Here is an 11,886-nt window from a genome sequence, read left to right as displayed (position 1 = left end):
AACTCTTCGTTGTAAATAAAATTGTTAATCTTGTCTAGCTCTTGTAGATAAAACTCTTTGTTGATAGCGTATCTTCCTTATCTTTCTACCTTTTCAATCTTGTCAATGAACTTGTTGTTCTTTTTTTTTACCTTTCCCGTTTTTACCGTCCTAAGCTTTAATACTTAAAACTCTTCCGGCTTTTCCTTTCCAGGTAAAGAACGTCTGTTTTGTTTCCCTCAAACCCTCCAGGTCTCCCTTTCTTGTCTGCGGGGCGGCAAAGTTAATCAGCTTTTTTCATTCTCCAAATAAATTGGAGTATTTTTTTCAGCCTTTTTGCCTTACAACACTTATAGAACGCGGCTTTCAGCTCTTTCGGTGTAGCACCGTTGTTTCTCAAAGCGGGTGCAAATATAGAGACTCTTTTCTGTTCTGCAACACTATTGCAACCTTTTTTTCACACACAAATCACCCACCCTTTGTTGTGACATGAAATCCAACGTCTTACGACGACAATATTTTTCCGACAAAATCGACCATCAATCGCAAACCATGCTGAAATACGCTTCTCGACTCTAAAAATGGAATACTCACCAATTAAAATTGCCGGATAAAAATCCCGAAAACAACCTGCTTAAACAACGAGAATGGAAAAACAAGGCATAAAAAAAGGTATTTGCGCCACTTAAAAAGCAGTTCAAATACCGGCAATATACTATTTCGACCTCCGAAGCAAACCAACGGACGCCTACCTGTGCACAATTTCAAACAGAAAAAGACGGGAATTAATCAACAGAACAAGTTTCTCCAAGGATCGATTCTGTCCACTCCTTCACATCTCCAACAAATTTGGCCAGGCGATCTATATCTTCATCACTGGGCTCTTTTATCTCCATAATCTCCAGCGAACACATATTCATGAACCGATTAAAAAAGCGAGCCTCATCTGTAAACGACTCCGGTACTTCATGCTTTTTCTTCAATCCACGCAACATGCTCGACACAGTGGAATGCTCCGGCAGTTCGCCGCCTTTAGCACTTGCAGCCGTAAGGAAACTCTCCAACGCCAGCCCTACCAAGTTGTAGTAAACTGCATTCCCTAATTTTCTACCTTTCTTTATTCCGCCAATCGTTGCGTTATAATACGAAACACCTTCATTAAAATATCCGCTCCATTCTACCATCGCATTTTATTTTATGGGGTTAACTTCAAATGTCTACCTATATATTATATATAGTGTGATTATTTTGACTCATTAATTGCAGCGTTCATCATAATGGCTGCCTCTTCGTAGTCGAAAGCTCGCTTAGCACGTCTGGCTGCGTCTTTCATTTTAAACATCGCCTCGGCCAACTGTTCTTTGGCCAAAAATATGCCTTTTGATGTCAGAAAATGATTCAGGCCTCCGCTACCCGAATGTTTTCCAAATACCAATTCAGTCTTCCGACCAAATAACTCAGGGTTGAATGCCTGGTAACTCATCTGATCTTTGACCAAGCTACGACAATGAATTCCCGACTCGTGCCGACAGATCATTTCGCCTACAATTGGTTTCGAATCGTGAATTTTCCGTAATGACGCTGACTCAACAGCTTTACACAGCTCCTGTAATTTATCCAAACGAATGCCACAATCGCTATTTACCGATACCTTCATAGCAGCGGCCACTTCTTCGAGGCAGGCATTTCCGGCACGTTCACCCAACCCATTTACGGTCAAACTTGCAGAATGACATCCGGCCAAAGCAGCAGAAACGGTGTTGGCAGTTGCCATACCCAAATCATTATGCCCGTGAAACTCAAATTCAACACCCGGAAATTCACCTGTTAACCAAGTAAAAAGTTCCATCGTTGAGAGTGGGTTCAAGGTTCCCACCGTATCGGCAATGCGAATCCGGTGTGCTCCTTCGGCCAAACATGCTGAAATAAATTCCTTCAGGAAAGTACGATCAGCGCGGGAAGCATCCTGTGCACCTACAGCAACAAAGTTGAAACGTTGATGGGCAAATGCCATCATCGGTTTCACCCGGTCCATTACCCACGAACGACTTTTACCTATAGCCGCTTGCTGAATATCGGAAACCGGAAAGGAAATATTCATCCGGCTCGCACCTGTTAGCTCAGCAGCCACCATATCTTCTTCGGTTGAGCGGCCCCAACAGGTCGATTTAAAATTAAAACCAGAACGAATAATTTCACGAATAACCAATTGCTCACACTCCCCCATAATTGGCGTACCAACTTCAAGCTCCTTCACACCCGCATCGTCAAGCAACGCGGCGATTCTCAGTTTCTCATCAAAACTGAATACAACCCCGGGGGCTTGTTCGCCATCCCGGAGTGTTGTATCAATTATATGGAGAGATTTCGCAATCATTATTCGCTGATCAAATATTCTTCAACAGATTCTCCTTCTTCCAAAGCATCTAAAATCTCATCAATGCGTTCCTCTGTAATTCCACCGTACCATAGGTTGTTCGGTTGAATGACCATTACTGGTCCTTGAGAACAAACATTCAAACAAGCAGTAGAAGAAACAGCAACATCCAAACCACGGTCGTTACATTCTTCCGAGATATACTGAATCAGATCAGCTGCGCCGTTTTTGTTACAATAGCCTTTGGCATCGCCTGCAACGCGGTACGAGTTGCAAACTAAAATGTGGTATTCAGGTTTTTTCATGGTGTATTATATTTAAGGGTTATGATTTTGGGCTTTTAAAAACCCCTCCACATGGGAGGGATTGAGCATGTTTCTTTATATGAACAAATAATAATATGGTCTCGTGAATGATCAACCGCAGCCTGTTCCACTTCCTGAACATTCGGCTCCGCAACGGAACACATCCGCTTTTTTAACGGTTTTCAGCGATTTTCCTTTATAAATAGCGTCCATTCCATCGTCAATCAAACCAGTCATTTCAACAATTTTGATCCCTGTGCGGCCAATAATTGAGGACGGTGAAGGTCCGATTCCGCCAACCAGCAACGCACGGCAGTCATTTAAACATTCGCCCAGTGCTTCCCAACGAGTGTTACCCGTTCCTGACGCAGGCGTGCGACGTTTCTCTATCATGCGGTATCCCGAAGACGTTTCTTTATAGATATATAAGAAGTCCGCCTCGCCTAAGTGTTGGTTTACCAACAATCCTTCCTGACTGGCAACAGCCACGTGAGGACGGGTTTCATCAATTGATACCGTCATGTTCGCGATATCATTCAACAATTTCGCAGCTTCAGGGTCATCTTTACCAAGCAAACCGACAGCGTCAGCACGACAGCGCGCACAGTGTGTCATTGGTTTGATATGTTCTTTGATTTTTGCACGAACTTCTTTCATCATTGCTGCTGAAGGTTCTACCAAATTCTCGTAAGGCGTATCTTCAACCGGGAATAAAGGAATGGCATTCATCAAGTCAGCCCCCAACGATTTGGCAGTTTTGGCGATATCACCAACCAAATGATCGTTGGTTCCTGGAATGACAATCGTATTCACTTTCACAGTGATGTTGTGCATTTTAAGTAATTTGATCGCCTCCAATTGTTTTTCCAACAGAATTTTGGCGCCTTCAACGCCAACATAACCGCGTTTGTCTAACCGGACCCATTTGTAAATGTCTTTCGTTACTTCAGTGTCGAAAGCGTTCATCGTAATGGTTACGTGACTAACTTTCAGTTCTGCCAACTCTTCAACATAAGGAGCAACATTCAATCCGTTTGACGACAGACACAAAATCATGTCCGGGAACTCTCTGCGAATCAAACGCAATGTTGTCATCGTTTCAACAGGGTTGGCGAACGGATCACCAGGTCCTGCGATACCAACAACTGACAGGTGAGGCATTTTTTCTCTTAACTTCACCAGGTAAGTCAATGCCTGTTCCGGCGACAGTACCTTACTGGTTACACCAGGGCGGCTTTCATTCACACAGTCGTAATCGCGCTTACAATAGTTACATTGGATGTTACATTTTGGCGCTACAGGCAAATGGACCCGGGCATATTTTCCTTTAGCTTCTTTGCTAAAACACGGATGTTTTTCAATATCAATCATAGCTCTGAGTTTTAAAAGGGCTTGTGCCCGGTTCTACATATATTTATAGCCGACCGCCGAATGGTCTTGTTTATATTGAATCATGGCGTTTACAACCTGGTCAAATAAATCCTGCGTACCGGAGTAACCTAGGTGTTTGATGCGTTGTCCGCCAATCCGATCATGGATCGGAAATCCGCAACGTACGATTGGAATATCCAACTCGCGTGCGATATAATAAGCCTTGCTGTTTCCAACAAGAAGATCTGGTTTGTTATCGATGCTCCACTCCCGAATTTTTTCGTAGTCGAACATGTTTTTGGCCAGGATTTGCTCACCACGCTCGGGGCAATTTTCACGGATTTGTTCTTCCAAACGTCCGCTTTCGCCGCCGGTGGCAGCCAAAATCACTTCAACACCAATTTCGTCGAGGAACGTTGTCATGGCTATTACAAAATCTTCTTCACCATAAACGACTGCTTTCTTTCCGAAAATGTATTTGTGCCCGTCAGCATAAGAGTCGATCAATCTACCGCGTTCGCCCTGGTAACGAATTGGCAATTCCTTGCCGGTAATTTCTTCCAGTGCTTTTATAAAGCGGTCGGTGTTCTTAACTCCGATTGGAAGAGGCATGCGATAATTTTTTACACCGAATTCGTTTTCCAGGTAATGAGCTCCGGTAGCCGAAAGCTTATTGTTTTTTACCCTTCCGGAGAGCGCACCAAAGTTCAAGATGGTACCGAACTCGATTGAAGCAGCTGCTGTTCCGCAGGTTTCAATTTTAGCAACCGGTGTTCCACCTTCCGGAATCCGCTTGTAAGTATTCCAGATCGGATTGTCGAGCGTTTCCGAATAATCGGGAACCATCACGTAATCGATTCCGAAATCACTCAACAGATATTTGAGCTGGCGTAAATCTTCGGTTGATACAAAACCGGGGAATATATTGATATGAGTTCCTTTCTCACCGCCTTTAGCAAAGGTTTTCGTTGCCGATGCTACTGCCTCATGGAATCCATCCATGTGCGACCCCTGATAGCTGGGAGTTGAAGCGGTTACAAAACGAGGAAGATCCTTAATCGATTGATTGTCTCTCTCAAATTCGTGAATATACATTTTCACGTCATCACCAATGGTTTCAGAAAGACAAGTGGTTGTCAGCGCTACAACTTCGGGTTTATATTGCCCGATAACATTTTTAATAGCCGTGTGACAGTTGGCGCCGCCGCCGAAAACGGTTGCTTCTTCGGTAAAGTTTGAGGAAGCGATATCTACCGGTTCTTTAAAGTGGCTAATGAGGTAGCGCCGGATATAGGTTGCACAGCCCTGTCCACCATGAATGATGGGGACACAACCCCGGATTCCTTTGAAAGCTACACTGGCACCGAGCGGAGCACAGAGCTTACAGGCATTCCGAGTAGCTGTAAATTCTTTTGTCGATTTTATAATCGGAGCATTTTCAAACATGTTCTTCAGTTTTAAATTTTCAAGTTTCGGGTTTCGAGTTCCAAGTTCCGCCAAATAGAAACCTTGTGCTCTGCCCGATGTCTTATTTCATGAATTGCCAAACCGGGCTGCAAACTGAAGCATGTACTTCTTTTGCAAAGTTGAGCATGCCCTCATATCCCGCGAGAGCTTCTTTCCTTTCGTGATTGTGGTCACAAAAACCAAGTCCGAGTTTGTACGCGATTGGTCTTTCTTTAACACCGCCAATAAAAAGGTCTGCTCCGGTTTGTTTCACAAATTCAGAGAGTTCGTTCGGATTGGAGTCATCAACAATGATGGTTCCATCGTCACACATTTCTTTCAGTAGATTGTAATCATCAACGTTTCCTGTTTGGGAGCCAACCACAACAGTTTTCATTCCGATTAAACGGAGTGCTTTTACTAATGAAATTGCTTTAAAGGCTCCTCCCACATAAATCGCTGCTTTTTTGCCTTCCAGCTTTTGACGATATTGTGCCAATGCTGGCAACAATTCACTGAGTTCTTCTTTCACTAAAGTCCGGGCCTTTTCCATCATCTCATCTGATTTGAAGAATTTGGCCACTTCGTAAAGTGCGTCCGACATATCTTCAATTCCGAAATAAGAGACTTTCATGAACGGAATGCCGTACTTTTCTTTCATTTCTTTTGCCAGTCCAATCATCGATCCAGAACACTGAACGACGTTTAACTGAGCGGTATGCGCTTTCCTTAGATCATCGATTCGACCGTCGCCGGTCATCGCAGCTACCAGATTCACACCCATTTTTTTATAGTATTCAGCCAACATCCAGAGTTCACCAGCCAGGTTGAAATCTCCGAGAATGTTCAAACTATATTCAGGGGCTTTAAAAGTGGTGTCTGTTCCGATTAATTTGGAGAGCGCTCCACAGGCTATTTTATAGCCATCTTTTTTTGTTCCATTAAATCCTTCTGACATGACTGCAATTACGTCGATGCCTGTTTCGCGTGTAACCCGCTTACACACTGCTTCAACATCGTCGCCAATCACACCCACAATACAGGTGGCATATACAAAAGCGCCTTTCGGCTTATAGGTTTCAATTAAACTGATCAAAGCTTTGTACAATCTTTCTTCGCCTCCGAAGACTACTTCTTTTTCTTTTAGATCAGTTGTAAAACTCAATCGGTGAATTTGTGGTCCCGATGAAAGCGACCCCCGAATATCCCAGGTGTAAGCTGCACAGCCTACCGGCCCGTGGATAAGATGGAGCGCATCGGCAATGGGGTATAAAACTACCCGCGATCCGCAAAACACACATGCCCGTTGACTGACCGAACCGGCCACACTGGCTTTCCCGCAAGCAATCGCTGCATCATCTGTCCCCTTGGTGAGGATTTGATTTTGTCTGTCATTTATAAATGCATCCATAGCGTTAGTTTTTAGAAATGAAAGGGAGGCTGCGGGTTGCCTCCCCTCACATTTTGACATTATGAAGAACATATTCTAAAGGGATGTCTCCCTGGATCCTTCGATTGGCTGAAGAGAAGGATGTATTTTAAAGTCACAGATCTGTTGTGATTGAATCGAAACAGACCTGCGATCTTTGAGAACTTCTTACATAGTCAGTTCGAAAGATTCTTCCGGAGAAGTAGCATCGAGCTTGTCCATGATAGCGCTGAGGAATTTCTCGAGGATACGGATACCACCCATATAACCTACTGTTGGGAAATAACTGTGTCCAACACGGTCAAGGATTGGGAAGCCCATCCGTACGAAAGGAATGTTTTCGTCGCGAGAAATATATTTGCCATAAGTGTTACCGACGATCAAATCAACTGGTTCTTCTTTGATCCATTGGTGCATCAAGTGCATGTCAGCTTGTGGTCCGTTTTTGTATTTGGCTTCAGGTACACGCTCAGCAAGAATTGCTTCCATACGTTTCGCGAATTTTTTACCTGGAGTTCCTGATACAATGTAAACCGGTTTCATATCCATATCAACCATGAATTCGATCAATGGAATGATGTTGTCCGGGTCACCGAAGATTGCAACACGTTTTCCGTAAAGGTACTGGTGCATGTCAGTGATAACGTCAACCAAACGACCGCGCTCTGCTGAAACTGCTTCAGGAACTGATACTTTTCCAGCTGTAGCCATAGCTTGGATGAAGCGGTCAGTTGCACGCAATCCGACAGGAAGATCCAACATATCGAAAGGCACTTTACATTTGTTGTCCAATGTTTTGGCAGCTTTGTCAGTTCCCCATTCGCCTAAGGCCAGGGTTTTCATGCTGTCGCCCATGCTCACCATTTCAGGAATAGTTGTTCCACCTTTTGGGTACATCGTGTATGTTCCGTCCATTGGTGTATCCAACACATCTGAAGTATCAGGAAGCAATACAGTTTGAACTTTCATCATCGCAGACATGCGTTTCAATTCGCGCATATCTGATGGTTCTACCCAGCCAGCAAGAATATTCAATTGTCTTTTCTTCTCGTCTGTTTTTTCAGGGAAGTATTTTACAAATGCTTCCAACATGTTGGCAAATCCAGTTACGTGAGATCCAACATAACTTGGTGTTGAAGCCTGAACAAGATGTTTTCCCATTGGAACTTTACCGTCGTCACGAGCTTTTGCTACGATCTGACCTAAGTCGTCACCAATTGTTTCAGACAAACAAGTTGAATGAACAGCAACGATTTCCGGTTCGTAAATTTGGAAAATATTGTCAACAGCAGTCAGCAAGTTAGCTTGTCCACCGAATACTGAAGCACCTTCAGTAAACGAACTGGTTGAAGCCATTACAGGCTCTTTATAGTGACGGGTCAGGGCAGTACGGTGATAAGAGCAGCAACCTTGAGATCCGTGGCTATGTGGTAAACAACCGTGAACACCTAATGCGGCATACATTGCACCAACAGGCTGACAAGTTTTCGCGGGGTTTACCGTGAGCGCGTTACGCTCTTTTACTTTATCTGTGGTATGTTTTAGTAACATGATTAATCCTCCTTATTAAGCTTCAATAGTCATACTTCCAACAATTTCCGGCTCGTTTTTCCATGGGGCATCCACGAGTTTCCAGATCTTCGTATCTAACATGCGTTGCATTTCTTTGTAGAAGTTGATAGCACCGTCAAAACAAGTATAAGGGCCACCGTAGTCATAAGAGTGCAACTGTTTCAGAGGGACGCCGTATTTTTGTACCACATACTTTTCTTTAATACCGGCACAGAATACATCAGGCTTGTAGAATTCAATCAACTTTTCAGTTTCCCAGTGGTTCACATCATCAATTACCAATGAATTCTTGCTCATTTCAGGCATCATTCCTTCGTAATCAGAGAACTTATAGCCACCTTCTTCAAGAGCTGCTTTTTTAGCAATCAGGTCTTCTCTCCAAAGTTCTGCGTTTTCAGTTTTAGTAACTTCAATCTCTTCGATGTTACGGGTATCCGCATCAATCTTGATCGTTGGAATTACTTTACGTCCTTCGTAGTCATCGCGGTGAGCGAACTCATAACCGGCAGATACAACACGAATTCCTAATTCTTTGAACAAATCCTGGTAGTGGTGAGCACGAGATCCACCTACGAACATCATCGCCAATTTACCTTCAACGTTAGGCTTAACAGTTTCCTTAACAGCGTTAACTTTAGCCATTTCACGTGCGCAGATTTCATCTACTTTGGCCGTCAATTCAGCATCTCCGAAATATTCAGCGATTTTCTTCAGTGACTTCGCAGCAGGTTCAGCACCTACAAAACTTACTTTGATCCAAGGAATACCGTATTTCTCTTCCATCATCTCAGCGATGTAGTTGATAGAACGGTGACACATTACCATGTTCAAGTCTGCAGTATGTGAATACTCCATGCTTTCGATAGTAGAGTTACCAGAGAAAGTAGAAAGCAATGTGATTCCTGCTTCTTCGAACAGACGTTCGATTTCAAAAGCATCACCACCAATATTGTATTCTCCTAACAGGTTAACCTGGAATTTGCCTTCGCGAGGACGGTCGTTGTTACCAACCACGTTTTTAAATACCTGGTTGTTGGCAATGTGGTGACCTGCTGATTGAGATACACCGCGGTATCCTTCGCAGCTGAAACCGAAGATATTGATTCCTAATTCAGCTTTCATTTCGCGAGAAACTGCATGAACGTCGTCACCGATCAAACCTACCGGACAAGTAGAGAATACGCCAATAGCTTTTGGTTTGAACATTTCGTATGCTTCGCGAATCGCTTCTTTCAATTTTGCTTCTCCACCGAAAACGATGTTTTCATCTTGCATATCGGTTGAGAATGAATAAGTGATGAAGTTATCGCCACCTTCAGGAACACTTGTTTGGTTACGACGAGTTAACCAGGCGTAGAAACTACAGCCGATTGGTCCGTGAACCAAGTTAATAATGTCACGTGTTGGTCCTAATACTACCCCTTTACAACCGGCGTATGTACAACCGCGTTGTGTAATAATTCCAGGGATGGTGCGGACGTTGGCCAAAATCTCCTGATCAGCTTCAGGATCATTGATGACCATTGACTTATCGCGTTTTTTAGCGACTTTGCGCGGATACTTCGCAAGAATTTCTTCTTTTAAAGGGGCTGGATCCGGCAATCCGTTTGTATAATCTTTTTTCTTAACCATAACTTTTCAATTTTTTCAAAGGATTGTTGTACCTGTTTCACCGGTGCGAACGCGAACTGCTTCACCTAAAGGCATCACGAAGATCTTTCCGTCGCCTGGAGATGGTGTTTGGTTCACCTCGATGATTGTGTCAATTGTAGTTTGAACGTTTTCATCAGAAACAGCAATGTTTAAAACACGCTGAGGTCTGAGTCTTGGTTCTTTTCCTAGAAGTTCCAATGCTTCGGGCTGGTCGTTTTTTGCACCTTCCAACACCTTAGCATCCCACAGGCCTTTTCCACGTCCGAAGACTTTTCCGGTAGCAGTCATTGAGGTAATACCTGCTTCTGACAAAGCCTTCTTGGTCGCGTTCATTTTATCAATTCGGATAATCGCTAATATCATTTTCATAGTCGTGGAATTTTTAGGGTTTATAACTCTTTAGATCCACGGCTAATGGTATAAGCTTCCTCCACCGGAGTCACAAAGATCTTTCCGTCACCGAATGCTCCTTTAGGTTCTGTGATTGCTGATTCCATGATTGCTTTGATTGCGAAGTCTTTGTCTTCGTCTTTTACAACCACGATCAACATTTCTTTTGGTAATTCATCGTAGGTAACATCACCAATTTTGATACCTCTTTGTTTACCACGACCAACAACCGGAATTTTTGTTACTGCAGGGTAGCCAGCTTCAAAAAGAGTTGTCAATACTTTGCTTGATTTTTCGGGGCGGATGATTGCTCTTATCATTAACATATCTGTGTTCTCCTATTTTTAGTTTTAGTTAGTTGATTTAAAAAAGGGTTTGACTAGTTGGCGATACCGAAGTCGATCAACAGTTTTTCCAATTCTTCCATTTCTAATGGAGTAGGAATAATGAACATTTGGTTTGCATCGATAGCTGCAGCCAATGTTGCATATTCGCCAGCTTGTGGATGTTCAGGAGCAAATTCGATTACGGTTTTACGGTGAATCTCTGCTTGCTGAACCATGTTGTCACGTGGTACGAAGTGAATCATTTGAGTTCCCAATTGACGAGCCAACTCTTCGATCATTTCACGTTCGTTATCAACTTTACGAGAGTTACAGATAAGTCCTCCAAGACGAACAGTACCGGCTTGAGCGTATTTCTTAATACCTTTACAGATGTTGTTAGCAGCATACATTGCCATCATCTCACCAGAAACTACAATGTAAATTTCTTCTGCTTTACCATCACGGATAGGCATTGCGAAACCACCACATACAACGTCACCAAGTACATCATAGAAAGTATAGTCAGTTTCATATTTAGCATCCCAAGCACCTAATTGCTCCAACAAGTTGATTGAAGTAATGATACCACGACCTGCACATCCAACACCTGGTTCCGGACCACCTGACTCAACACAACGAACTTCTCCGTAACCTCTTTTGATTACATCATCGATTTCAACGTCTTCACCTTCTTCACGAAGTGTGTCCAAAACTGTTTTTTGTGCAAGACCACCTAATAAAAGACGGGTAGAATCAGCTTTAGGGTCACAACCCACAACCAATACGTTTTTTCCCATTTTTACCAAACCTGCAACTGTGTTCTGTGTAGTGGTAGATTTACCGATACCACCTTTTCCATAAATAGCTATCTTTCTCATCTTTTTAAAATTTTGAGGGTTCAACATTTTTTTCTTTGCTCCCTTAATAGCGAGAAGAGTGCCAAGATGCCAAACAACATATAAACGAATGCAACGAAACACAACCAAATATCTTATTTACTGATACTTGAGTTGTAATTTATTTTTTGGCACGCTTTGG

Annotated in this window: 11 protein-coding genes; all 11 read right to left on the bottom strand. The window is 43.1% G+C overall.

Translation table 11 applies throughout. From position 1 onward, the window contains the following. Positions 1-764: 764 nt before the first annotated feature. A complete protein-coding gene (locus tag GJV22_RS17625) occupies positions 765-1,163 on the bottom strand; it encodes a hypothetical protein (protein WP_163716942.1) in 399 nt (132 codons plus the stop codon). Between the two features lie 59 nt (positions 1,164-1,222). Continuing rightward, positions 1,223-2,356 (bottom strand): homocitrate synthase/isopropylmalate synthase family protein, encoded by a 1,134-nt coding sequence (locus GJV22_RS17620; protein WP_163716939.1) that lies wholly within the window; start codon positions 2,354-2,356, stop codon positions 1,223-1,225. Then, on the bottom strand, positions 2,356-2,661 hold the full coding sequence (locus GJV22_RS17615; protein WP_163716936.1) for a (2Fe-2S) ferredoxin domain-containing protein: 306 nt from the start codon (positions 2,659-2,661) through the stop codon (positions 2,356-2,358). The genes GJV22_RS17620 and GJV22_RS17615 overlap by 1 nt, the downstream gene beginning before the upstream one ends. Positions 2,662-2,772: 111 nt before the next feature. After that, positions 2,773-4,032 carry a nitrogenase cofactor biosynthesis protein NifB gene (gene nifB, locus GJV22_RS17610; RefSeq protein WP_163716933.1) on the bottom strand — a complete coding sequence of 420 codons (1,260 nt, stop codon included), beginning with the start codon at positions 4,030-4,032 and terminating at the stop codon, positions 2,773-2,775. A gap of 33 nt (positions 4,033-4,065) precedes the next feature. After that, a complete protein-coding gene (locus GJV22_RS17605) occupies positions 4,066-5,478 on the bottom strand; it encodes a nitrogenase component 1 (RefSeq protein WP_163716930.1) in 1,413 nt (470 codons plus the stop codon). A gap of 82 nt (positions 5,479-5,560) precedes the next feature. Further along, entirely contained in the window at positions 5,561-6,889 is a 1,329-nt protein-coding gene (gene nifE, locus GJV22_RS17600) for a nitrogenase iron-molybdenum cofactor biosynthesis protein NifE (RefSeq protein ID WP_163716927.1), read from the bottom strand. A 186-nt stretch (positions 6,890-7,075) separates the two neighbouring features. After that, positions 7,076-8,458 (bottom strand): nitrogenase molybdenum-iron protein subunit beta, encoded by a 1,383-nt coding sequence (gene nifK, locus GJV22_RS17595; RefSeq protein WP_163716924.1) that lies wholly within the window; start codon positions 8,456-8,458, stop codon positions 7,076-7,078. A gap of 15 nt (positions 8,459-8,473) precedes the next feature. After that, entirely contained in the window at positions 8,474-10,111 is a 1,638-nt protein-coding gene (gene nifD, locus GJV22_RS17590; protein ID WP_163716921.1) for a nitrogenase molybdenum-iron protein alpha chain, read from the bottom strand. Between the two features lie 15 nt (positions 10,112-10,126). Further along, the gene (locus tag GJV22_RS17585) at positions 10,127-10,501 is read right to left on the bottom strand and encodes a P-II family nitrogen regulator (RefSeq protein WP_163716918.1); all 375 of its coding nucleotides are present in this window, start codon (positions 10,499-10,501) and stop codon (positions 10,127-10,129) included. Between the two features lie 20 nt (positions 10,502-10,521). Further along, a complete protein-coding gene (locus tag GJV22_RS17580; protein ID WP_163716915.1) occupies positions 10,522-10,848 on the bottom strand; it encodes a P-II family nitrogen regulator in 327 nt (108 codons plus the stop codon). 53 nt (positions 10,849-10,901) lie between these two features. After that, a complete protein-coding gene (gene nifH, locus GJV22_RS17575) occupies positions 10,902-11,726 on the bottom strand; it encodes a nitrogenase iron protein (RefSeq protein ID WP_163716912.1) in 825 nt (274 codons plus the stop codon). Positions 11,727-11,886 lie beyond the last annotated feature (160 nt).

Origin of the sequence: Mangrovibacterium lignilyticum, assembly GCF_010882175.1 — a bacterium.
Taxonomy (GTDB): domain Bacteria; phylum Bacteroidota; class Bacteroidia; order Bacteroidales; family Prolixibacteraceae; genus Mangrovibacterium; species Mangrovibacterium lignilyticum.
Note: the sequence above shows the minus strand (reverse complement) of the source record. Positions and strands in the feature narration are given on the sequence as shown.